General features: G+C 70.4%; 22 protein-coding genes. 16 read left to right on the top strand and 6 right to left on the bottom strand.

Annotated features, from left to right (window positions below):
• Positions 1-400: 400 nt before the first annotated feature.
• The gene (locus ABZ937_RS02435; RefSeq protein ID WP_361684808.1) at positions 401-1891 is read right to left on the bottom strand and encodes a HAMP domain-containing sensor histidine kinase; all 1491 of its coding nucleotides are present in this window, start codon (positions 1889-1891) and stop codon (positions 401-403) included.
• Entirely contained in the window at positions 1888-2646 is a 759-nt protein-coding gene (locus ABZ937_RS02440) for a response regulator transcription factor (RefSeq protein ID WP_361685399.1), read from the bottom strand. The genes ABZ937_RS02435 and ABZ937_RS02440 overlap by 4 nt, the downstream gene beginning before the upstream one ends.
• Before the next feature lie 500 nt (positions 2647-3146).
• On the opposite strand from ABZ937_RS02440, the gene ABZ937_RS02445 reads away from it, so the two are divergent.
• The 5 genes from ABZ937_RS02445 to ABZ937_RS02465 all read left to right on the top strand — a co-directional run bounded on the left by ABZ937_RS02445 (position 3147) and on the right by ABZ937_RS02465 (position 9745).
• Complete coding sequence (locus ABZ937_RS02445) at positions 3147-4733, top strand: IucA/IucC family protein (RefSeq protein WP_361684810.1); 1587 nt, start codon at positions 3147-3149, stop codon at positions 4731-4733.
• 73 nt (positions 4734-4806) lie between these two features.
• On the top strand, positions 4807-6501 hold the full coding sequence (locus tag ABZ937_RS02450) for an IucA/IucC family protein (protein WP_361684812.1): 1695 nt from the start codon (positions 4807-4809) through the stop codon (positions 6499-6501).
• On the top strand, positions 6498-7694 hold the full coding sequence (locus ABZ937_RS02455; protein WP_361684814.1) for a type III PLP-dependent enzyme: 1197 nt from the start codon (positions 6498-6500) through the stop codon (positions 7692-7694). The genes ABZ937_RS02450 and ABZ937_RS02455 overlap by 4 nt, the downstream gene beginning before the upstream one ends.
• 6 nt (positions 7695-7700) lie before the next feature.
• The gene (locus tag ABZ937_RS02460) at positions 7701-9137 is read left to right on the top strand and encodes an MFS transporter (protein WP_361684816.1); all 1437 of its coding nucleotides are present in this window, start codon (positions 7701-7703) and stop codon (positions 9135-9137) included.
• Positions 9138-9322: 185 nt separating this feature from the next.
• The gene (locus tag ABZ937_RS02465) at positions 9323-9745 is read left to right on the top strand and encodes a DUF1232 domain-containing protein (protein ID WP_361684818.1); all 423 of its coding nucleotides are present in this window, start codon (positions 9323-9325) and stop codon (positions 9743-9745) included.
• 16 nt (positions 9746-9761) lie between these two features.
• Here ABZ937_RS02465 and ABZ937_RS02470 read toward each other — a convergent pair whose 3' ends face one another.
• Both ABZ937_RS02470 and ABZ937_RS02475 read right to left on the bottom strand, forming a co-directional pair.
• Positions 9762-10112, bottom strand: coding sequence for a Chromate resistance protein ChrB (locus ABZ937_RS02470; RefSeq protein ID WP_361684820.1), 351 nt, complete (start codon positions 10110-10112; stop codon positions 9762-9764).
• A complete protein-coding gene (locus ABZ937_RS02475) occupies positions 10012-10248 on the bottom strand; it encodes a Chromate resistance protein ChrB (RefSeq protein WP_361685401.1) in 237 nt (78 codons plus the stop codon). The genes ABZ937_RS02470 and ABZ937_RS02475 overlap by 101 nt, the downstream gene beginning before the upstream one ends.
• Before the next feature lie 395 nt (positions 10249-10643).
• Between ABZ937_RS02475 and ABZ937_RS02480 the strand changes: the two genes are divergently transcribed.
• The 10 genes from ABZ937_RS02480 to ABZ937_RS02525 all read left to right on the top strand — a co-directional run bounded on the left by ABZ937_RS02480 (position 10644) and on the right by ABZ937_RS02525 (position 19038).
• Positions 10644-11450, top strand: coding sequence for a hypothetical protein (locus ABZ937_RS02480; protein ID WP_361684822.1), 807 nt, complete (start codon positions 10644-10646; stop codon positions 11448-11450).
• A 571-nt stretch (positions 11451-12021) separates the two neighbouring features.
• Entirely contained in the window at positions 12022-12450 is a 429-nt protein-coding gene (locus ABZ937_RS02485) for an HNH endonuclease (protein WP_361684824.1), read from the top strand.
• Positions 12451-12470: 20 nt separating this feature from the next.
• On the top strand, positions 12471-13760 hold the full coding sequence (gene pcaC, locus ABZ937_RS02490; protein WP_361684826.1) for a 4-carboxymuconolactone decarboxylase: 1290 nt from the start codon (positions 12471-12473) through the stop codon (positions 13758-13760).
• 39 nt (positions 13761-13799) lie between these two features.
• Positions 13800-14435 (top strand): MBL fold metallo-hydrolase, encoded by a 636-nt coding sequence (locus ABZ937_RS02495; RefSeq protein WP_361684828.1) that lies wholly within the window; start codon positions 13800-13802, stop codon positions 14433-14435.
• Positions 14436-14470: 35 nt separating this feature from the next.
• On the top strand, positions 14471-15250 hold the full coding sequence (locus ABZ937_RS02500) for an exodeoxyribonuclease III (protein WP_361684830.1): 780 nt from the start codon (positions 14471-14473) through the stop codon (positions 15248-15250).
• Between the two features lie 15 nt (positions 15251-15265).
• A complete protein-coding gene (locus ABZ937_RS02505; protein ID WP_361684832.1) occupies positions 15266-15685 on the top strand; it encodes a DUF6278 family protein in 420 nt (139 codons plus the stop codon).
• Between the two features lie 137 nt (positions 15686-15822).
• A complete protein-coding gene (locus ABZ937_RS02510) occupies positions 15823-16566 on the top strand; it encodes an amino acid ABC transporter ATP-binding protein (RefSeq protein WP_361684834.1) in 744 nt (247 codons plus the stop codon).
• Between the two features lie 17 nt (positions 16567-16583).
• The gene (locus tag ABZ937_RS02515; protein ID WP_361684836.1) at positions 16584-17507 is read left to right on the top strand and encodes a glutamate ABC transporter substrate-binding protein; all 924 of its coding nucleotides are present in this window, start codon (positions 16584-16586) and stop codon (positions 17505-17507) included.
• Positions 17508-17518: 11 nt separating this feature from the next.
• Positions 17519-18163: an amino acid ABC transporter permease gene (locus ABZ937_RS02520; RefSeq protein ID WP_361684838.1), complete on the top strand. Its 645-nt coding sequence runs from the start codon at positions 17519-17521 to the stop codon at positions 18161-18163.
• Positions 18160-19038, top strand: a complete 879-nt coding sequence (locus ABZ937_RS02525; RefSeq protein ID WP_361684840.1) for an amino acid ABC transporter permease — start codon at positions 18160-18162, stop codon at positions 19036-19038. Before ABZ937_RS02520 ends, ABZ937_RS02525 begins: the two co-directional genes overlap by 4 nt.
• Positions 19039-19087: 49 nt before the next feature.
• On the opposite strand, the gene ABZ937_RS02530 is transcribed toward ABZ937_RS02525, so the two are convergent.
• Both ABZ937_RS02530 and ABZ937_RS02535 read right to left on the bottom strand, forming a co-directional pair.
• Positions 19088-20647 (bottom strand): alpha/beta fold hydrolase, encoded by a 1560-nt coding sequence (locus ABZ937_RS02530; protein ID WP_361684842.1) that lies wholly within the window; start codon positions 20645-20647, stop codon positions 19088-19090.
• Between the two features lie 108 nt (positions 20648-20755).
• The gene (locus tag ABZ937_RS02535; RefSeq protein WP_361684844.1) at positions 20756-21502 is read right to left on the bottom strand and encodes a hypothetical protein; all 747 of its coding nucleotides are present in this window, start codon (positions 21500-21502) and stop codon (positions 20756-20758) included.
• Between the two features lie 108 nt (positions 21503-21610).
• Between ABZ937_RS02535 and ggt the strand changes: the two genes are divergently transcribed.
• Positions 21611-23413, top strand: coding sequence for a gamma-glutamyltransferase (gene ggt / locus ABZ937_RS02540; RefSeq protein ID WP_361684846.1), 1803 nt, complete (start codon positions 21611-21613; stop codon positions 23411-23413).
• Positions 23414-23416 lie beyond the last annotated feature (3 nt).

The following is a 23416-nucleotide window of genomic DNA, read 5'->3' on the forward strand; positions in this document are numbered from 1 at the left end:
GCACTGCGGTCACATCGTTGGGACCAGTGCTGCCGGACAGCGGTGGGCCGCCGATGGCGGGTTGGTGGCTGGCTACGTCCATGGCTCTCCTGACTTCCTCGGCCGGCGGCCGAGGCCGCTGAGCGGCTGGCCGACGGGGTGCCTTTGCGTCCGGAGCGGACCGCACCCCCATCGGCAGCTGCCGCTTCCTCCTTCACGAGCACCGAATGGAATTGGCCCGTCCTGCGCACAGCGGCCGGCAACAGCCATCAGAGGCAGGGGAGGGCCGGGAACGCCATGGACTGTAGGGGGAGGCACTGCAGCGCAATGTCAGCGAACGGGTAGCGGAGGGCCAGGAATCAGCCAATGTCTCGCAGCATCTGTGCGCCCGAAAGCCCCCGCCCGCGTTGGTTGCGCTGCCTCACTGCTGCCAGTCGGATACGGCAAGCGGGCGCTCGGCGGGGACGGGTGGCACCGCGCCCTGCCTTGCCCGCATCGCCGACCGGGGACGTCGAGGGTGCCCCGCGCGGTGCGTGTCTGCCGTCCTGAGGCGGATCACGGCATCAAGTCCCCCGCCTGGTGCGGCCTGCAAGGTCACCTCGCCGCCCGAGGCACGGGCCAGCTGCTGCACGATGGGCAGGCCGAGGCCGGTGCCTTCGTGGTCGGCGTCGTTCGCCCGCCAGAAGCGGTCGAAGGCGCGTCGTCGCTGTTCCTCGGTCATGCCCGGACCCTGGTCGATCACGTGCAGTTCCACGGTTCCGGGGACCCCGTCCGCCCAGGCGGTGGCCAAGGTGATCGTGGTGTGGGGCGGTGAGACCCGCAGCGCGTTGGAGAGCAGGTTGTCGATGATCTGATCCAGGGCGCCGGGGATGGCCCACGCCCGGCCGGTCTTCGGTCCGGCCACGACGATGTCCACGTGGTGTTCGCCGGCGAAGGCGGTCCACACGGCAGCGCGGTCAGCGACGATGGAGTCGAGGTCGGTGGCTTCCGGGGTGGTGGCCGCGTTCTCCAGCCGGGCCAGGGCGAGCAGCCCGTGCACCATGCGGCTGAGCCGCTCCACCTCGGCCACCGCTTCCTCCAGGCTGGGCTGGGCGCGCGGGTCGAGGTAGGGCTCGAAGTTCTCCAGTCGCAGCCGCAGCGCGGTCAGCGGGGTCTTCAGCTGGTGGGACGCCTCGGCGGCGAAGGCGTGCTGGGCCTTGAGCAGATGCTGGAGCCGGGTCGCGGTGCGGACGAAGCTGGAGGCCAGGCGCCGTAGCTCGGGGGGCCCGAGGTCGGTGGCCGGCAGGTCGTTCAGGGTGCCGTCGGCCAGTTCTGTCGTGGCGTGCTCCAGCGCCCGCACCGGGCGGGTGATCCAGCGGGCCAGCGCGAGAGCTATCAGCGCGACGGCCGCCAGCACGCCCAGACCCACGGCTGTCAGTGCCAGCCAGGCGTCATGCGCCTTGGAGGTCACCGCGGTGAGGGGAAAGGACGCCCGTACGACGCAGCGGACCGTTGCGCCGGAGGCACCTGGCACGGTGGCGAAGAAGACCTCTTCGTCGAGCGCGGGATCCTGCCGGGTCCCGGAACCGGACCGGTTCCGCAGAGCGGCTGCGATGTCCGGCTCCGAGGACAGGTCCGTCCCGGCGGGGACGGCGTTGCGGGAGTCGGTGAGCAGCTTTCCTTTACTGTCCACGACGGTGACATGGCCGCCGGTGCGCTGTGCGAAGCCGGTGACCAGCTCGGGGACGCCACTGATGGTCCGTCGCTCGACCTTCTCCTCCAGCACCTCGGCGAGCATGACCGCGGCCTGTTGCCCGTTGCCGGTGAAGCGGGACATCTCACCGCGGGCGTAGACGTAGCCGAACGGCACTTCCAGGCACAGCAGCACCAGCAGGGTGAGGCTGAGGTAGCTGAGCAGGAGGCGGCGGGTCACCGGTCACCTTCCTCGACGTCCTCTTCCACCGGCCTGGCGGATGTGGTGCCGGCGGGTGGGGTGAGCCGGAATCCTACGCCGCGGATGTTGTCGATCCAGGCGGGATCACCGAGTTTGCGTCGCAGCGCGGCGACGTGGACGTCCAGGGTCTTGGTGGGGCCGAAATAGTTCGGTTCCCACACGGCGTCCAGGATCTGCCGGCGGGTGCGGACGGCGCCGGGGTCGTCGGCGAGGTAGGCGAGCAGGTCGAACTCCTTGGGTGCCAGGGGAACGCAGGTCTGGTGCAGGTGGACTTGGCGGCCCCGCCGGTCGATGGCCAACGGGCCGATCTGCTGAGTGCGAGCCGCCACAACGGTATGCCCCCCTTCGGAGCCGGGGACAGGCGTCAGCCGCTCGGCTGCGGCGGGTCCGGCCCGTCGGAAGACGGCCCGGATCCGTGCGACCAGTTCCCGGACTCCGAACGGTTTGGACAGGTAGTCGTCGGCCCCCAGCTCCAGGCCGAGGACGCGGTCGACCTCGTCGTTCCTCGCACTGATCATGATGATGGGCACCTGGGACCGCAGTCGGAGCGTCCGGCACACATCGATGCCATCCATGTCGGGCAGTCCGAGATCCAGCAGGACCATCTCCGCTTCCGCCGCGGCCAGTCCGTCGGCACCCGTACGGGCGTGCTCGACGGAGAACCCGAAACGGCGCAAGCCCTCCATCAGCGGGCCGGCGACCCGGTCGTCATCCTCGATCAGTAAGAGACGCATGTCGACAGACTCACAAACCGGCAGTGCGCTGCGACGGGAAAACGGCTGAGTGTCACGCGGATTACCTTCGGCGAAAGTGAACAAGCGTCTTCCTTTACTGCCTTCTGCCCGTCACTGACCCTACGAGCTCCTCGGCAGTACAACGTCAGCGAAAAGGCAACGCCGTGCAAGCAGTCTGTTAAGAAAGCGCAGCGCGGGCCTTGGATATCCAGCAACCGCTTCCCCTGCGACCAGCAGTCCGACGCAGTCGCTCCACTTGCCGAGCCGGACGCATGGGACATGCGGCCAATTGTCCGGCGACAGTTCTATTTTTCGGAACGGTGAAGCCGGCGGAATGCTGGATCGATTCTGATGTCGGCCTTCCTTTTCTCTGGCGATCAGTTAACTAACGATCCCGTAACGTTGTCGGCAGCTGATCGCGGACGGCGCTCGCATTCGCGCTTTCTCTTCGCCTCCGCAGCCTCTCCGCTTGCTTTTCCTATGCCACGGGCCGGTGAAACATGCCGTACAGCAGCACCATCAACGAACTGCGCCGAGCGCGCCCCGAGCTGGTCGAGCCCTTCATGGCCGCGCTCTCTGGTGCGCGTGCCACAGTGCTCGGGCGACTATGGGGCGCCCTCGCCCGCGAACCCCTTCCGGGTGTCGCCGATCGCCATCACGACGCCGGCACCCTCGTCATCCGGCTCACCGGCGGCGGACAGCTGTCGGGCCCTGCCGCCGCGGCCGAACGATTCGCTCCGATCCCCGCTGACTTCACCGTGCAGGGACCCGACGGCCCGATCGACGAGCCGACCCGGCTCCTCGCCGCCCTCGGCGTCCGCACCGAGACCGCATCACGTCTGGCCGCAGAGCTCGACAACAGCGTCGCCAACCTCGCGCTGGCCCGCGCGGCGAACCAGGAACTGCACGAGGTACGGGACTCCGCCGACGCCGAACAGGCCGTGGTCGACGGCCACCCGCAGCATCCCTGCTGCCGTACCCGCACCGGACTGTCCGTCACCGAGGTCCTCGCTTACGCGCCCGAGCATCACCCCGTCATCGAACTGGGGCTCGTCGCCGTACCGGCCGATCGCTGGCAGGCCACGGGCGACTGGCCCGACGAACTGCGCGACGGCGACACCGTCCTCATGCCAGTCCATCCGTGGCAGCGCGACCACGTCCTCGCCCAGCAGCCTGAGCTGGCGGTCGTGGACCGTACGATCGCCGCCCGTCCGCTGCTGTCGATGCGCACCATGTCTCCTCTCCACGCGCTGCCGGGCTGTCACATCAAGACGGCGCTGGACGTGCAGGTCACCAACTACCGGCGCACCATCTCCCCGGCCGAGGTGGCCGACGGAGCCCCGCTGTCGGAGCTGGTCACCGCAGTCGTGGACAAGGCCGGCCATGGCGAGAGCCTGCGGATCCTGCGGGAACTCACGGGCGGCGCCATCCGCGTGGACGGCAAGCCCTCGGCGAGCCTGGCGGCGATGATCCGCGAGTCCAGCGAACGGCACCTCGGCCCCGGGGAGATCGCCGTACCGCTCACCGCCGTCCACGCCACCGGGGCCCGCATGGTGAGCGGCGACCCGGTCACCTGGCTGGCGGAGTTCGCCGGACTCGTCCTGCCGCCCGCGCTGACGCTGCTGTCCATGGGTGTGGCACTGGAGGCCCACGGTCAGAACACGCTCGTCGCGCTACGCGACGGACGCCCGGTGCGGGTGCTCTACCGCGACCTCGACGGCGTCCGCATCCACCCCGACCGACTCGCCCTCCACGGCTTCTCACTGCCGCCCCTGGCCGGCACCCGAGCCGGGAACGACGACACGGCGCTGCGCACCAAGCTGTTCGGCGGCCTGCTCAGCGGCGTCTTCAGCGAACTGGTCGCCGTGTTGTCGCGCACCCACGGAGCCGACCCGGAGCAGCTGTGGGCGGCGGTGGCCGCCGTCGGCCGGCGGGTCTACGCCGACCTTCCCGAAGCGGGCGGGGACAGGGAGGTCTTCTTCGGCGACATGCTGCCGCTGAAGGCGACCATCGCGATGCGTCTGGCCGATCAGTCCGGCGTCGCCCAGTGGGCTCCCGTCCCCAACCCCTTGGCCCGCCACCGCTGACAGCCCGCTTCCCACTGCCGGGCCCGGCCGGCCTCCCGCACACCTCTCCTTGCACCGACTGGAGTCCTTCCGCATGACCGTCCCCAGTACCACTGGCGCCGTCCTCGCCACCACCGACCGTCCCGCCCAGGCCGCCGACGCCGTCACCGCCCGTACCCTGCTCAACTGTCTGATCCGGGAAGTGTCCGCTCCCGAGCGACAGGTCACCGTCGACAACGGCCACCTGCTGCTGTCGCTGCCCCGCTGTGACGTCCTGCTGCGCGTCCCCCTGCGCCGCGTCTCCCTGATCGGTGCCCACCGCTTCGACGGACCGATCAAGCGGTACGACGGCGAGGGGTGGTCTCCGATCGGCTGGCGAGAGCTCGCCGGATACATCCAGGAGGAGCTGGAGCTGCGGACCGGCGTGGCCAACGACGAGTTCCTGGACCAGGTCACCGACAGCCGGAACACTATCCACACCGTGCTGGAGCAGCGCACCACAAGGGCCTTGTCACAGGACCCGTACCTGGAGTCCGAGCAGTCCCTGGTCTACGGCCACCGCTTCCACCCCTCGCCCAAGTCCCGCACCGGTGATCCGGAGGACTGGCTGGACTACGGCCCGGAGACCGGCACGCGCTTCCCTCTGCGCTACCTCGCCGTCCACCGGAGCCTGGTACGCGAGGAAGGTGACGTGAGCAGGCTCGACGCCCTCCATTCCTATGGGCGAAGGGATTACGTGACCCTGCCGGTCCATCCGTGGCAGTACCGGCTGCTCGGCGACCGCCCGGCCCTCCGCAGGGCCATGGCCGCAGGCTCGGTCATCGACACGGGCGTCACAGGACCGGACTTCGCGCCCACTGCCTCCGTGCGGACCCTCTACCAGCCGGACGCCGATACGTTCCTGAAGTTCAGCCTCAACGTCCGCCTGACCAACTGCGTCCGCAAGAACTCCGCCTATGAGCTGTCCGGCGCCGTCGCCCTCAACCAGCTGCTCAGCCCCGTTTTCGCCAAGATCGGTCGGGCGCATCCCGGGAGCGCGCTGCTCGCCGAGCCCGGTTACCGCACCCTCGCCCTCGACGACGACCTCTCCCTCCTGGAGGGCTTCGGCGTCATCGTCCGCACCGGCCTGCGCGAACACCTGCGCCCGGGCGTGACCCCGCTGCTCGCCGCCGCCATCGCCGACGAGCACCCCACCAGCTCCGCCCAGGTCTCCCGCCTGCTGGCCCGCGGCGACGGCGATGCCCTCGCCTGGTGGGACGCCTACCTCGGCCTGCTGCTGCCACCCGTCCTGACCGCCTACTTCGAGCACGGCATCGTCCTTGAACCCCACCTCCAGAACGTGGTCGTCGGAGTCGGCGCCGACGGCACTCCCGCCCAGATGCTCTTCCGCGACTTGGAAGGCACCAAGCTCCTCCCCGAGCACCACCGTTCGTTCCTCGCCGCCCTGCCCGAGGACGTGCGCACGCCGATGACGTACGACGCCGAACGCGGCTGGAACCGGGTGGCCTACTGCCTCCTGGTCAACCACGCCGCCGAAGTCCTCGCCGCCCTCGCCGACACCGACCCTGCCCTGGAACCCGCCCTGTGGGGCCTGGTCCGCGACCACCTCGACGCCTACTCGCGCAGCGCCGGCGAGCCGCCCCGGCTGCGCGCCCTGCTCTCGGGCGTCCCGCTGCCCGCCAAGGCCAACCTGCTGCTGCGCTGGTCCCGGCAGGCCGACCGGCACGCCGGCTACGTCCCGCTGCCCAGCCCGCTGGGCGAGGACTTCCCCCGCGAGGTGACCCGGTGAGGACGGAACTTCTCCAATACGTCGACGGGCTGGACGCAGAAGACCTCCCCGGCTACGTCTACGACCTCAGCGACCTACGCGAACACGCGACCGCCATCCGCGCCGCCCTGCCCGAACGCGTCCAGCTCTTCTACGCCGCCAAGGCCAACTCCGACCCCCGGCTCCTGGACGTCCTACGCGACCACATCGACGGCTTCGAGGTCGCCTCCGGCGGCGAACTCCACCACATCCAGGTCACCTGCCCAGCCGCGCCGATCGCCTTCGGCGGCCCCGGCAAGACACCCGCCGAACTCGCACAGGCCCTCCAAGGCGGAGTGGACCGCCTGCACATCGAGAGCGAACAAGAAATCCACCTGCTCACCGGCCTGCTCGGCAAGCGCACCATCGACGTCCTGCTCCGGGTCAACCTCCCGATCGCCCTCGGCCCCGTGGCCCTCGCCATGGGCGGCCGGCCCAGTCCCTTCGGCCTGGATCCCGGCCACCTCGACCGCTGCCTCGCCCTCATAGCCGACGACCCGCGCATCCGGCTGCGCGGGATCCACGTCCACCTCGCCAGCGGCCTCGATGCCACCGCACACCTCAACCTCGCCGGCCAGGTCCTGGCCTGGGCGAGCGCATGGGCGAAGGAGAACGGCGTGGAGCTGACCGAGGTCAACCTCGGCGGCGGCATGGGAGTCGACTACGCCCGCCCCGACCTGCGCTTCGACTGGTCGGCCTTCGGCACCGGCCTGCACCGCCTGCTGGAGGGGTACCCGGACCTGACCCTGCGCATCGAACCAGGCCGCTCAGTCACCGTGTACTGCGGGCGGTACGTCACCGAGGTCCTCGACATCAAACGCAGCCACGGCCACGCCTTCGCCGTCCTGCGCGGCGGCACCCACCACCTGCGGACACCCGCCACCAAACAGCACAACCAACCCTTCACCATCGTCCCCGTCGACAGCTGGGACCGGCCCTGGGAACGCCCCCAGGCCCAGGACGAACCCGTCACTCTGGTCGGCCAGTTGTGCACGCCCAAGGACGTCCTGGCCCGCGCCGTTCAGGTCGGACGGCTGCGCGTCGGCGACAAGATCGTCTTCGCCCTGGCCGGGGCGTACGCCTGGAACATCTCCCACCACCAGTTCCTGATGCACCCCGCCCCGCAGTTCCACCACCTCGACCACGCCCCCGTCCCCGCCTGCCCCCACCCGTAGAAGGTCATGACCAAGCACCGCCGTGTCCGCAGCAGCGACAGGACGCAGACCCTCCGCGCTCAGCTTGCCGCCCTCGACATGGGCGGCCGGCACCGCAGGGTCCGCAGGGGCGGAAAGCGACGGGCCCCGAGCGAAGCACTCGCCACGCTCGGGGCCCGCAACTTCCGCCGCTACCTGATCGGCCAGCTCGTCTCCAACATCGGCACCTGGATGCAACGCGCCGCCCAGGACCTGCTCGTCCTCCAGCTCACCGGCAACAGCGGCAGCGCCGTCGGCATACTCACCGCCCTGCAGTTCCTGCCGCAGACGCTCTTCGGTCTCTCCGGGGGCGTCTTCGCCGACCGCTTCGCCAAACGCCGCCTGCTGATCCTCACCCAGTCCGCCATGGGAGTGCAGTCGCTGTTTCTCGGCGTCCTGACGGTGACCGGCGCGGTGAACCTGTGGGCCGTGTACCTGCTGGCCTTCCTGCTGGGCACGGCCACCGCGCTGGACAGCCCGGCCCGCAACGCCTTCGTCTCCGAACTCATCGGCAAGGAACGCCTGGCCAACGCCGTCAGCCTGAACTCCGCGCAGTTCAACGTCGCCCGCGCCATCGGCCCGGCCGTGGCAGGATTGGTGGTCGCCGCCGCCGGAACCGGACCCGTCTTCCTGGCCAACGCGGCCTCGTACCTCGCCGTCCTGTACGGCCTGATCACCATCCGAGCCGACGAACTCCACGCACCCAAGGAGAAAAGCGGCGGAAACACCCGCCTGTCAGACGCCTTCCGCGTCATCCGCGCCACCCCCGAACTGCTCCTGCCCATCACCGTCATCGCTTTCGCCGGCACCTTCGGCTTCAACTTCCAGGTCACCATCTCCCTGATCGCCATAACCGTCTTCCACTCCGGCTCCGCCGCCTACGGTTACCTGTCCGCCGCCTACGCCATCGGCAGCCTCATCGGCGCGCTCAGAGGAGCCGGCAAGCGAAAGCCCCCCACCGCCCGACGCCTGGTCACCGCCACCGTCGTCTTCGGAGTCCTGGAGGCCCTGGCGGGACTCATGCCCGGCTACGCCACCTTCCTGCTCCTACTCCTGCCCACCGGGCTCGCCTCGGTGACGGTGATGACCACCGCCAATGCCATGACGCAGCTGAACGCGGATCCGGGCATGCGCGGACGCATCGTCTCCGTCTACCTTCTCGTGCTGCTCGGCGGCACCCCGGTCGGCGCACCTCTGGTCGGCCTGGTCTCCGACACCCTCGGCGCGCGCTTCAGCCTCATCCTCGGCGGAGCGATCTCCGCCGTGGCCGCCATCGCCCTGTCAGCCATGATCACCGGGCGCTCCCGCACCAGCCAAGAAAGCACTCCGCTCACCGCGGTTGCGTCACCGCCGCCCATAGGCATCGACAGCCCGTTCCACCCCGAACGCACACCTCAGCCCGTGGCACGCCGACCGGCGGCCTGACGCGGGACATGCGGACGCAGCTTTTCGGGCCATCCCACAGAACCTTGTCTGCTCCCAGGCAGGAGCAAAGAGCTGCGGGACCGACGGGGGGCGGTCCCGCAGCAAGGCGGATGTCGCACCCGTAACATTGCGGTTGAGGGAGGCGATGCTTCCACGGTCGGGTCCGCCACACGGGAGTGGGGCCGATGAGCGAGGTATGGCAGGTCCTGATCGGGATCGTCGCGAGCCTGCTGCTGTGCTCGCTGGTGCTGCTCGGCGCCCTCGCGATCGCCCGGCCCAAGGGCAACCTGCTGACAGAGGCGGTCCGCCTCCTCCCCGACCTGCTGCGCCTCGTTTCCCGCCTCGCCCGCGACCGCGCCCTTCCGCGCCGCACCCGCTGGCTGCTCTGGATCCTGGCCGGCTATCTGGCGCTGCCCATCGACCTGGTCCCTGACTTCATTCCGGTCCTCGGCTATGCGGACGACGCCATCGCCGTCGCGCTCGTACTGCGGATCGTCGTCCGGCAGGCCGGGACACAGGCCGTGGACCGACACTGGTCCGGCACTCCCGACGGACTTGGCGTCGTACGCCGACTTGCGGGCCTGCCAGCGGCGGAGCCGCAAGAGTAGAGCCGCGGATGCGCACTCAGGCCGAGCCGCCCACATCCTCTCCGGCAAGAGCGGCGGCCTCGAACGCAGCCAATGCCGTGGCCGCTCTGTCCAGTTCGGCACGGACCCGCTCGCCCAGCGGCGCGCCGAAGTAATCGCGGGCCTCGATTCTCGCCGCCCAGGAACGGAACCACTCCAGGTCGGCCTCGGACTCCTCGACCTCGGCGAAGACGGCTCGGCCGCGACCGGACTCCATCTCCAGTTCGGCGAAGAAGGACGGAAGGCGCTCAAGCACCTCCGCATACTCCTCGTCGATGGCGGCAGTCATCTCCTCGGCGAGTTCCCTGCGCTCGCCCTCGTCGGCGATCTCGACGTGCACGATGCGCATCCGCCCCCCCATCCGTGTGCACACGCTCGCGCAGTCCGTTCACAGCAGCGGCCACGGCAGGCCGGTCGGGCAACAGACACACGGACTGCTGCAGGTACAGCGCCCCCAGCCCCTTGAGCTTCCGCCACACCTGCATCCGCAACGACGGTGCCGCCCCGGCCGTCGTCACGGACACCAGCAGCCACCGCGTATCTACGTCGCTCACCACGGAGCGACTGTCTCACGGGAGGGCCGGATGGATCGCGGGCGGGCGCTGTCAGGGGGAGCGGCGGATTCCTCGGGAGCCGATCCGTCGACGGTGGCAGTTCCTGACAGACTAGTGATCTTGGCTGAAGACCCACCTACCAGGGGCTTCATCCTGTTGTCAGCCAACGGCGTACTGCTTATGCAGGTTGAAAAGGCTCAATGTCAGTGCCGTGCTGTTCACTTGGCCGCGTGGACGCCTCAGCTCTGCGCGCCCGTCTGAACGACGCCTGGCGCGCGCCCGAATTGCACTGCCCGCTGCCCGTTCATGGGGCAGGGCATGTCTGTGTGCCCAGTGACGCGGAGGATCTGGCCGAGCTGGAGCGCGTCGCTGCGGACGTGGTTGACGGGGCGGGTCTGCCGGTACGTGCCTGGGTCGTCGGGGGTAGGGCGGCAGGGGTGCCCGACGGTCCGCCGGTGGGCGGGGAGGGTGGGCTCCCCGTCGGCGGGGAGGGCGGGCTGCTGGAGCTGCGCGGGTGGGTGCTGGCCGAGCACTGGTTCGCATACGGCGTGACGGCCACCGCCGATGGCCCGCGCCGCGTCGTGATCCTCGCCCGGCGCGCGTTCACCCGCCCGCCCGGGGTCGGGTGGGTGGCGTTGCTGCGGGAGGCCACCGGGCGGACGGAGCCCGATCGGTGCGGCGTCGACTGGGCCGCGACGGAGGCAGCGCTGGGCACCGCGCTGCCCGGTGACTACAAGGACATCGTCGACGCCTTCGGCGCGGGCAGCTTCGACGAGTACCTGGACCTGCTGGTGCCGGGTGCGCTGGGCACGGATCTGGTCTCCTGGGGCCAGGACATGGCGCGGTACGCCGACCTGTACCGGCCATACCCGGTCCACCCCGCGCCCGGCGGCGTGCTCATATGGGGGACCTCCGAGCAGGAGCTGACCTTCCACTGGCTGACCGGACCGGCCGATCCCGACGACTGGCCAGTTCTGGTGCAGTACCCGGACGGTGAGTGGCAGCGCTTCGACTGCGGCACCGGCGAGTTCGTGCTGCGCCTGCTCACCGACCGCACCCCGCCGTTCGCCTTCCCGCCCTCCGCCGGACCGTTCCCCCACTGGTTCGCCTCATGGGAGCTGCCGGAGGGCTAAGCCCCTGCTAACCCAGCTGTCAGCGCCGCTGACCATGCTCGGCGAAGCGTCTGGGCCGCCGGGACAGACTGCGGCTCTGCTGGGCACGACCCCGCTACAGATCGGTTCAGTCGTCAGCAGGCCGATGAGCAGTACAGGGATGAGGTTGGAAAAGGCTCAGTAGCTGTCGCTTTAGGACGGCGAGCCCGGTTACTGCTCCGTGGCAAGGGGTCCGCTGTCCGCGCCGCTCCATTCTGTACGTCGGTGCTTGCCAACGGTGCGGCTCCGGTCGAGACCGGACAGCGTCGCGTCCTGGCCGGGTAGGCGTCGTCTTCTCCCGGCTCTTGCACGGTGACTCGGCATTCGCCCACGGCAGACGAGAAGAACCCTCGGAAGGCTGGAATTCTCGCCTGGCGCTATGTCAACGTGGGCCGGACACACGAACGTGCAAGACCACCAAGAAGTGGTACGTGAAGCCGGACGTGGAGGACCTCCGCGGAGCCGCCACAACGTGGGACGGCCTGCACGGTGCTGCGACGGAGGGGCAAGCGTGAATCAGGCGGCCTACTGACTGAGCGACCTGCCCAGCCGTATGGCAGCCAAGATCGAGGTGGACACCGAGACCGGCTACTGGCTGTGGACCGGCAGCTGCAACGGGGAGGGGCGGTCAGGCTACGGCCAAGTCTCCTACGAGGGAAAGACACAGCTCGTCCACCGTGTGGTGTTCAGGTCGCCGGTCGGGGAGATCCCGGAAGGCTTTCAGGTGCGTCATGCCGATCCTTGGGGACGGCACTACACGCTTTGCTGCAAACCGGACCACCTGGAAGCCGTGCCGAAGTGGGAAGCTCTGCGGCGCAGGGACTGGGAGGGCGCGCGAGCCAGGAGGACGCACTGTCCCAACGGCCACGCGTATACGCCGGAGCACTCGTACCGGGATCCCGAGGGTTCCGGCAGTGCCGGCGGTGTCGCGCCGCGAGGGTCAAGAGCCGCCGGGTTCCCCCGGCCGTGTGAGATTTCGTGAGACATGAGAGGGTCTGGGGCGTGAGTGAGACACCCCCGAACACCCTGCAATACCGCTTTGACGGGCCAGAAGACGCTCCGGTCCTGATCCTGGGTCCCTCACTGGGTACCACATGGCACATGTGGGACCGGCAGGTGCCGGAGCTGGCCAAGCAGTGGCGGGTCTTCCGGTTCGATCTGCCCGGCCACGGCGGCGCCCCCGCGCACCCGGCCGGTTCTGTCGCCGAGCTGACCGGCCGGCTGCTGGCCACGCTGGACGCGCTCGGCGTGCAGCGGTTCGGCTACGCGGGCTGCGCGCTGGGCGGCGCGATCGGCATCGAGCTGGCCCTGCGCCACCCCGAGCGGCTCGCCTCGCTGGCGCTGGTCGCGGCCTCGCCCCGGTTCGGCACCGCCGACGAGTTCCGGCAGCGCGGCGTGGTGGTCCGCACGAACGGGCTCGACCCGATCGCCCGGACGGCGCCCGACCGCTGGTTCACCGGTGGGTTCGCCGCCGCGCAGCCCGCGATCACCGAGTGGGCCGTACAGATGGTCCGCACCACCGACCCGGGCTGCTACATCGCCGCCTGCGAGGCGCTCGCCTCCTTCGACGTACGGCCCGAGCTGGGCCGGGTCGGCGTGCCGACCATGGTGCTGGTCGGCTCCGACGACCAGGTCACCGGCCCCGCCGAGGCCCGCACCCTGGTCGCCGGCATCCGGGACGCGCGGCTCGCGGTCGTCCCCGGCGCCTCCCACCTGGTGCCGGTCGAGCAGCCCGCCGCCGTCACCGACCTGCTCGTCCACCACTTCGCCACCGCCTGGCAGCAGCCCTACGACACCGGCCAGACCGCCCTGCCGGCCGCTCCGCCGATGCCGGCCCCGGCCGCGCCGCCGCAGGCCGTGCCGGTCGCCGAGATCGCCCCGGCGGCCGTACCGGAGCGGCCCGCCGGGCCGACCGACCGGTACGAGACCGGGCTGAAGGTCCGCCGCGAGGTGCTCGGCGACGCGCACGTGGACCGGGCGCTGGCGCAGGCCGACGAGTTCTCCGGGGACTTCCAGGAGTTCATCACCCGCTACGCCTGGGGCGAGATCTGGGACCGGCCGGGCCTGGACCGCCGTACCCGCAGCTGCATCACGCTCACCGCGCTGGTCGCGGGCGGACACCTGGACGAGCTGGCCTTCCACGTCCGGGCGGCCCTGCGCAACGGACTGACCCCGGACGAGATCAAGGAGGTGCTGCTCCAGGCCGCCGTCTACTGCGGGGTGCCGGCCGCGAACAGCGCGTTCCGGGTGGCCAAGCAGGTCATCCGGGAGGAGACCACGCCCGCGGAGTAGCGCCACGACGGGCGGCCGGACGCGGCAGGATGGTGAGACATGAAGCTCACCAAGAAGTCCCATGCCTGTGTCCGGCTCGACAAGGAGGGGCGGACGCTCGTCATCGATCCGGGTGCCTTCTCCGAGGAGGACGCCGCGCTCGGGGCCGACGCGATCCTGGTCACGCACGAGCACCCGGACCACTTCGACGAGTTCCGGCTGCGCGCCGCCATGGAGAACAACCCGGCCGCCGAGATCTGGACGCTGAAGTCCGTGGCCGAACGGATCACGGCGGCCTTCCCGGGCCGCGTGCACACCGTCGGCCACGGCGACACCTTCACCGCCGCCGGTTTCGAGGTGCAGGTCCACGGCGAGCTGCACGCGGTGATCCACCCGGACCTCCCGCGCATCACCAACGTCGGCTACCTGATCGACGGCGGGAGGGTCTTCCACCCCGGCGACGCCCTCACCGTGCCCGACCAGGCGGTGGAGACGCTGCTGGTGCCGGTGATGGCCCCCTGGAACAAGATCTCCGAGGTGATCGACTACGTCCGCGAGGTGGGCCCGCAGCGTGCGTACGACGTCCATGACGCCCTGCTCACCGACCTCGCCCTGCCGATCTACGAGGGCCACCTCGGCCGCCTGGGCGGCACGGAGCACCAGCGGCTCACGCCGGGGGCGTGGACCGAGGTCTGAGCCCGTTGTCAGTGGCTCCGGGTAGGTTGTGAGGCATGCGCATCGCTACCTGGAACGTGAACTCGATCACCGCCCGCCTTCCGCGGCTGCTGGCCTGGCTGGAGAGCAGCAAGACCGACGTGCTCTGCCTCCAGGAGGCCAAGATCGCCGAGGACCAGTTCCCGTTCGACCAGCTCCGCGAGCTGGGGTACGAGGCCGCGGTCCACGCGACCGGCCGGTGGAACGGCGTGGCGGTGCTCTCCCGGGTCGGCATCGAGGACGTGGTCAAGGGCCTGCCCGGCGACCCGGGCTACGACGGCGTGACCGAGCCGCGCGCCATCTCGGCGACCTGCGGCCCGGTCCGCGTCTGGTCGGTGTACGTGCCGAACGGCCGCGAGGTCGACCACCCGCACTTCGCGTACAAGCTCCAGTGGTTCGAGGCCCTGAAGGCCGCCGTGTACGGCGACGCGCAGGGCAGCCGCCCGTTCGCCGTCCTGGGCGACTACAACGTGGCGCCGACGGACGACGACGTCTTCGACCCGGCCGCCTTCGAGGGCTCCACCCACGTCACCCCCGCCGAGCGCTCCGCCCTCACCTCCCTGCGCGAGGCGGGCCTCGCCGACGTCGTGCCCCGCCCGCTGAAGTACGACCACCCGTACACGTACTGGGACTACCGCCAGCTGTGCTTCCCGAAGAACCGCGGCATGCGCATCGATCTGGTGTACGGCAACGAGCCCTTCACGGGGGCCGTCAAGGACGCCTACGTCGACCGCGAGGAGCGCAAGGGCAAGGGTGCCTCCGACCACGCTCCGGTGGTGGTCGACCTGGACGTGTGATGCCACGCTGGGTCCATGCACCTTCCGTTCCTGGGCCCCCGGCACGCGAAGAAGGCTGAAGCGGCGCTCAGCGCCGACCCCGAGGCGGTCGCCGAGCTGCTGTCCGAGTGCGAGCTGCTCCGCTCGCAGGCGGACCGGGCGGGCGTCCGCCTCGACGACACCCCGGCCTCCCTGGAGGCCCTGGACCAGATGGTCCCGCGCTGGCGGGACGACCCCGAGATCCTGCCCTGGCTGGGCCATGACGCCGGGCTGTACCTGGGCACGGTCGTGGTGCGCACGGTCCCCGGCGCCGCCTGGCAGATCCGGCCCGACGGCGAACCGGTCGTACGGCTCGCCTCCGGCCGTGCGGTCGAAGTGGTGCCGGCCGGGCAGGAGTGGGCCGCGAACGGGGTCCCCGAGCTGTCCCAGCGGTACGCCGAGATCGCCGAGACCTGACCCGTCGCGCCCTGTGCCTCACCCCACCCGGCGTAAATACGGCTAATGCCCGAAAAGTGCGTGTCGTCCGTCGGCTCCGTCGGCGTCTGGATAGTTTGCGGCAACCACGACACAGCTGAGAGTGAGTAGGGCTGCGGATGGCCGTCGATCCCCTGATCGAACTCCGGAACGTCAACAAGTACTACGGGGCGCTGCATGTCCTGAGGGACATCGACCTCACCGTCGGCAAGGGGGAGGTGGTCGTGGTCATCGGCCCGTCGGGCTCGGGCAAGTCGACGCTCTGCCGGACCATCAACCGGCTGGAGACCATCGAGTCCGGCACCATCACGCTCGACGGGCAGCCGCTGCCCGCGGAGGGCAAGGCCCTCGCCCGGCTCCGCGCCGAGGTCGGCATGGTCTTCCAGTCCTTCAACCTCTTCGCCCACCGGACGGTCCTGCAGAACGTCTCCCTCGCCCAGGTCAAGGTCCGAAGACGCAGGAGGGACGACGCCGACCGCCGCTCCCGTGAACTCCTCGACCGCGTCGGCCTGCTGAACCAGGCCGACAAGTACCCGGCCCAGCTCTCCGGCGGCCAGCAGCAGCGCGTCGCCATCGCCCGCGCGCTCGCCATGGAACCCAAGGCGATGCTCTTCGACGAGCCCACCTCCGCCCTCGACCCCGAGATGATCAACGAGGTGCTGGAGGTCATGCGGCAGCTCGCCCGGGACGGCATGACCATGGTCGTGGTCACCCATGAGATGGGCTTCGCCCGCGCCTCCGCCAACCGCGTCGTCTTCATGGCCGACGGCCGCATCGTCGAGGACCGCAGCCCGGACGAGTTCTTCACGAACCCGCGCAGCGACCGCGCCAAGGACTTCCTCTCCAAGATCCTCAAGCACTGACCGGGGGACCGCGACCCATGTGCCGTACCACCCGTGTGCCCCGCGCCCTGGGCGCCGTCCTCACCGGCCTGCTCGTCCTGCCGGCCGCCGCCTGCGGCAAGGAGGGCAGCCCGCCGGGCAAGGGCCCGGCGCCCGAGAGACTCCCGCACTACCAGGTGGACCGGGACTTCCGCCTCCCCGGTTCCCGGACCTGGACCCGGGCGAGGAAGCGCGGCTACTTCGTCGTCGGCGCCAAGGAGGACCAGCCCTACCTCGGCGAGAAGGACCCGGCCACCGGCACCTACTCCGGCTTCGACATCGAGATCGCCAAGATGATGTCCGCCTCCCTCGGCTTCCCGCCGAAGACGATCCGCTTCCGCACGATCGCCTCCGCCAACCGCGAAACCGCCCTGCAGAACGGCCAGATCGACTACTACGTCGGCACCTACACCATCAACGCGGGCCGCAAGAAGCTCGTCGGCTTCGCCGGCCCCTACTACAGGGCCGGCCAGTCGCTCCTCGTACGCAAGGACGAGAACGGCATCCACGGCCCGCGGGACCTCGCCGGCAAACGCGTCTGCTCGGCGGCCGGTTCGACGCCGTACCAGCGCATCAAGGCCGACTACCCGCAGGCGGTCCTGGTCGCCTACGACACCTACTCGATCTGCGTCGACAACCTCCTCACCTACCAGGTCGACGCGGTCACCACCGACGACGCCATCCTGATCGGCTACGCGGCCAAGGCCCCCGGCGAACTCAAGGTCGTCGGCAAGCCGTTCTCCGAGGAGCCGTACGGCATCGGCGTCCCGCGCAGCGACAACGCCCTGCGCCTCGCCCTCGACGACGCACTGGAGGCACGCGAGAAGAACGGCGACTGGAAGAAGGCGTACGAGGCCACGCTCGGCCTGTCCGGCGTGCCCGCCCCCGACCCGCCCGCGATCGACCGCTACCCGGCGAGCTGAGCGAGGACGGCATGAACGTACTGACAGACAACTTCCCGACCTACGTCGACGGATTCCTCGGCACCCTCCAACTGACCGTCTACGCCTCCCTGCTGGCTCTCGCCCTGGGCTTCGTGATGGCGTCCTTCCGGGTCGCGCCCGTCGCGTCCCTCAGGGCCTTCGGCACCGCCTGGGTCACCGTGCTGCGCAACACCCCGCTCACCCTGCTGTTCTTCGCGGTGCTGCTCGGCCTGCCCCGGTTCGGGCTCGTGCTGCCCTTCCAGGTGTTCGCGGTCCTCGCCCTCGGCTGTTACACCTCGGCCTTCATCTGCGAGGCGCTGCGCTCCGGCATCAACACCGTGCCCAAGGGACAGGGCGAGGCGGCCCGCAGCCTCGGGATGACCTTCGGGCAGACCCTGTCGCTGGTGGTGCTGCCGCAGGCGTTCCGGTCCGTGATCCCGCCGGTCGGCTCCACCCTGATCGCCCTCGCCAAGAACTCGGCGATCGCGGGCGCGTTCAGCGTGACCGAACTGCTCGGCACGTACAAGACGATCAACGAACTCGGCTACAACATCATCTGGACGTTCGTCTGGATCGCCCTCGGCTATCTGATCATCACGCTCGCCATCAGCGCCCTGTTCCACGCGCTGGAACGGAAGTGGGGAGTGCCCCGATGACCGAGGCCACCGCGCTCTACGACGTCCCGGGCCCGCACACCCGCCGGCGGCACGCCGTCTACGGCGGCCTGGCCACGGTCGTGCTCCTGGCGCTCGTCGCCTGGATCCTCTACCTCCTCTTCGACACCGGCCAGTTCACGTACACCAAGTGGATGCCCTTCGCGTACAAGGGCATCCAGGAACTGCTGCTGCGGGGCCTCGGCAACACCCTCAAGGCGTTCGGGATCGCGGCCGTGCTCTCCCTCGCCCTCGGCGGGGCGCTGGCCACCGGCCGGCTGTCGGACCACCGGCCGGTGCGCTGGCTCGCCACGCTCGTCGTGGAGTTCTTCCGCGCCATGCCCGTCCTCGTGATGATCTTCTTCATCTTCGTGGCGCTGAAGGTGCAGCCGCTGCCCGCCCTGGTCGCCGGACTCACGCTGTACAACGGCTCGGTGCTCGCCGAGGTCTTCCGGTCGGGCGTGAAGGCCGTCGAACGCGGCCAGCACGAGGCCGCGTTCGCGCTCGGCATGCGCAAGACCCAGGTCATGACGCACGTCCTCGTCCCGCAGGCGGTGCGCGCCATGCTGCCGGCCATCATCAGCCAGCTGGTGGTCGCGCTGAAGGACACCTCTCTCGGGTTTCTCATCACGTATGAGGAGTTCCTCCATGCCGGGAAACTCATCGCCTCCAACCTCGACTACGATTTGCCCTTCATCCCTGTGGTGATGGTGATCTCGCCGATCTACATCGGGATGTGCATGCTGCTCTCGTGGTTCGCCGACTGGGTGTCCCGGCGTGAGCGGCGCAGCCCCAAGACCAAGGGGGTGGCGGTCGCCACACCCGGGCCGGGGGCGCTGCTGCCGGGTGGGGTGCCCCCCACGGCCCCGAGACCGTAAGGGGGGCGGCAGTTCACACGGGCCAGGCTCGTCCGGCGGCAGCCGGAGATCACTGCTCGCCGAGCGGGACGGACACGTACGACGGGTCGTCCACGGGCGAGGAGAAGGTCAGCTGCGCGCCGGACGGGTTGTGCTCGGCGTAGAGCGGGTCGACCGTGTCGACCACCAGCGCGAGGCGGTGCCCGGCGGGCACGTCGTAGGCCGTGGAGAACAGGTCCAGGTCGACGGCGAACGGTTCGCCGGGCGTCCGCCCGTGCCAGGTGTAGGGCGCGTGCGTGACCAGCTTGCCGAGGCCGAGGGGGCCCACGTCGTACAGGTAGGCGACGAGCGTGCCGCTCTCCTTCGTGGGCGTGAGCGTGGTGTGCAGGCTCGCCGTGCCGCGCACCCGCTGGGCGCCGCCGTACCGCTCCGACTGCCATACGGCCGCCCAGCGGCGCGGCAGCAGCGGCATCGAGGCGATGGGCGGCAGCTGGGCGACCTGGTCCAGGATGCTGGAGAGGAAGACGATCCCGCCGTCCGCGCCGGAGTCGACGTTCGCGTGGATGGTGGTCGAGCCGGCGAGCGCGAGCTTCTTCCGGGTCGCGGTGACCGACTTCCAGTCCGGGTAGCCCTCGTATCCCCCCGCGCTACGGGACTTCAGCCGGACCGGCTGCTCGCGGTCGACGCCGTTGTCGGCGCCCCTCAGGTAGTGGTCGAACCAGCGCTCGGTGTCCGTCCACACGTCGTTGGGCAGCCCGAACAGGCCGGTCAGTTCCGGGGTCGCGTGGTCGCCGGGGCGCAGCTCCAGCCGCTTGGGGACCGTCAGCTTCTCGTAGAAGGAGGCGTACTGGTTCACCGGGAAGACCGTGTCGCCCCAGGCGTTGGCGAGCATGACGGCGGCGCCGTTCTTGTTGAGCTGGTCGACATAGGTTGCGGCGGAACGTTTCTGCCCCCAGTCGATCATCTCCTGCTCCTTCGACAGGTTCGAGGAGTACAGGTTGTCGAAGATCTCCCGCAGCTCGGGGCTCTCGCGGCCGGTGAGGGTGGCCGCGCCGTCCAGCACGGCCGCCGCCTGGAGGTGCTGGGTGCGGCCCGAGTAGATCGAGTCGATCAGGTCGGCCCAGCCGCTCAGCGCGGCCACGGCCTTGACGCGCTTGTCGTGGGCCGCGGTGAGCAGGCTGATCCCGGCGCCGTACGAGACCCCCGCCATGCCGATGTGCTCCGGGTCGGCGGGGGTGTGGGCGAGGGCCCAGTCGATGACCTTGGAGGCGTCCGCTGTGTCGGGCGGACCGGCCACTTCTATCCGGCCGCCGGACTGCCAGAAGCCGCGCACGTTGTAGCTGACCACCACATAGCCGGAGTCGGCGAGCCGCTGCGCCTGCGCCAGGTACTCGGCCTGCGGCAGGCCCCAGCTCGTGGGCAGCACGATGAGCGGGTAGTCGCGTGAGCCGTCGGCGCCCTCGGGGGTGAGGACGTTGGCCTTCAGTACGGTGCCGCCGTCGCCGGTGATGTCCACGAACTGGACGGACGGGGCGGCCTCGGCGGCCGGCGCGAGACCGACGACGGCACCGGCGACCAGCGTCGCCGCCACGACGCCGGCGGAGGCGCGCAGAGCGCGGCCTTCTCCCATGGGTCACTCCTTCACTCGTGTCAGTGCAAAGTGACCCGACGGTAACCGCGCGCTCTTACCGTAAGTAACCCGTCGGTAAGTTACGTACGGGTAAAGATTGTTGAAGCGTCACTCGGCGGTGGCGGCGGCCGGCTCCGGCAGGGGCGTCCGCGCCGCGCGCGTCACGTCCGCGACCAGCTCCACCACATCGGGGCCGTACGCCTCGGAGTTGACCACCTTCAGCAGCAGCACGAAGGGTCCGCCGCCGTACTTGCGGGCCAACCGCTCGTGCTCACGGGCGAGATAGCGGGTCGCGGCCTGGTTGGTGATCGCGCGCTGGCCGCAGAAGAGGAACACCGGGCGGGTGTCGTGCCTGCCGCCCGCGGTGAGCCGGGCGAGCAGCACGTACTCGCTCCGGCCGCCGTCCATGCGGTACTCCTCCCCGCCGATCCGGAAGGCCCCGACGTCCGGACCTGCCGCGGCCTCCGCGTTCATCCGCACGCCCGGCAGCAGGGAGGAGAGGTGCGCGGCCATGCGGCGGTTCGAGGCGGGACCGCCGAGGCAGAACTCCGTGCGCTCGCCGAACCCCTGCTGCGCGGCGTCGTGCGCCACCACCCGCGCGTGCGCGTTGCAGTCCTTGATGAGGGCGGACAGCTCCAGCAGGGCGAACACGTCGTGCCGCATCACCGACAGCTCCGGCCCGCCCGCGTTCCGGTTGACCACCAGCAGCGACTCGGCGTGGTCCGGAAGCCCGAAGAAGGCCTGCTTGCGGCGGAGTCGGCGCCGCCAGAGATACGTACGGGCGAGCCAGCCCAGCGAGGCGGAGATGCCCGCTGCTATGACTCCCAGGACGATGTTGCGCACGTCGTCGTTCATGGCCGCGCATGGTAGCGGGCCCGGGGGACGACCACGGGCCTCAGGCGTACTGTCGGTAGTACCGGCAATCCGGTTACGCTGCGCGGACTGCCCCGACGGGAGGTTCGGATGGGTCGTCCTGGTACGCGGAAACTGGCGGTTCTGGCGGTCTCGGCCGCCGTGGTGTCGGTGGGAGCGGCGGCGCCGCCCACCGCGAAGACGAGCACACCGGCCGCCAAGGCCCCCGTGGCCGTCGGCTACGGCGGCGCCGTCGCCAGCGTCGACGCGGACGCCTCGGCCGCCGGCATCGAGGTGCTCAAGCACGGCGGCAACGCGGTCGACGCGGCCGTCGCCACCGCCGCCGCGCTCGGTGTCACCGAGCCCTACTCCGCCGGCATCGGCGGAGGCGGCTACTTCGTCTACTACGACGCCCGGTCCCGGACCGTCCACACCATCGACGGCCGCGAGACCGCGCCGCAGTCCGCCGGCTCCGACCTGTTCACGGAGAACGGCAAGCCGCTCGCCTTCGCCGACGCCGTCAGCAGCGGGCTGAGCGTCGGCACCCCCGGCACGCCCGCCACCTGGCAGAAGGCGCTGGACGAGTGGGGCAGCAGGAGGCTCGGTGCGCTGTTGAAGCCGGCCGAGCGGCTGGCCCGCGACGGCTTCACGGTGGACGACACCTTCCGCGCGCAGACCGCGTCCAACGAGACCCGGTTCCGCTACTTCCCCGCCACCGTGAAGCTGTTCCTGCCGAACGGACAGCTGCCCGTCGTCGGCTCCACCCTGAAGAACCCCGAACTCGCCCGCACCTACGAGGAGCTGGGCCGCAAGGGCGTCGACGCGATCTACCGCGGGGACATCGGCGACGACATCGTCAAGACCGTCGAGCAGCCGCCCGTGGACCCCGGGTCGGGCTGGAACGCCCGCCCCGGCAAGCTGGCCGAGAAGGACCTGGCCGTCTACCGCGCCAAGCTCCAGGCGCCCACCAGGACGTCGTACCGCGGCCTGGACGTCTACTCCATCGCGCCCTCCTCCTCCGGCGGCACCACCGTCGGTGAGGCGCTCAACATCCTGGAGCGGACGAACCTCTCGAAGGCGAGCCAGGTGCAGTACCTGCACCACTACATCGAGGCCAGCCGGATCGCCTTCGCCGACCGCGGGCGCTGGGTCGGCGACCCCGCCTTCGAGGACGTACCGGCCAAACAGCTGCTGTCCCAGCGGTTCGCGGACTCGCGCGCCTGCCTGATCAAGGACGACGCGGTGCTCAGCAGCCCGCTCGCGCCCGGCGACCCGCGCCACCCCGCCGCCTGCGGCAAGGGCGGTACGGCGGCCCCGACGACCTACGAGGGCGAGAACACCACCCACCTCACCGTGGCCGACAAGTGGGGCAACGTCGTCGCCTACACGCTCACCATCGAGCAGACCGGCGGCAGCGGCATCACCGTCCCGGGCCGCGGCTTCCTGCTCAACAACGAGCTGACCGACTTCTCCTTCGCCCCGGCCAACCCGGCGGTGCACGACCCGAACCTGCCGGGCCCGGGCAAGCGCCCGCGCTCCTCGATCTCCCCGACGATCGTCCTGGACCGGCAGGGCAGGCCCGTGGTGGCGCTCGGTTCGCCCGGCGGCGCGACCATCATCACCACCGTGCTGCAGACGCTCACCGGCTTCCTGGACCGGCGGCTGCCGCTGGTCGACGCGATCGCCGCACCGCGCGCCAGCCAGCGCAACGCGGCCCAGACCGAACTCGAACCCGGCCTGTACGACAGCGACCTGAGGAAACAGCTGGAAGCCATCGGGCACAGCTTCAAACTCAACCCCGAGATCGGCGCGGCCACCGGCGTGCAGCGGCTGCCCGGCGGGAAGTGGCTGGCCGCCGCCGAGAAGGTACGGCGCGGCGGCGGCTCGGCGATGGTGGTGGACCCGGCGCCGTAGGCC

The sequence above is a fragment of the Streptomyces sp. NPDC046727 genome (assembly GCF_040645635.1).
Classification (GTDB): Bacteria; Actinomycetota; Actinomycetes; order Streptomycetales; family Streptomycetaceae; genus Streptomyces.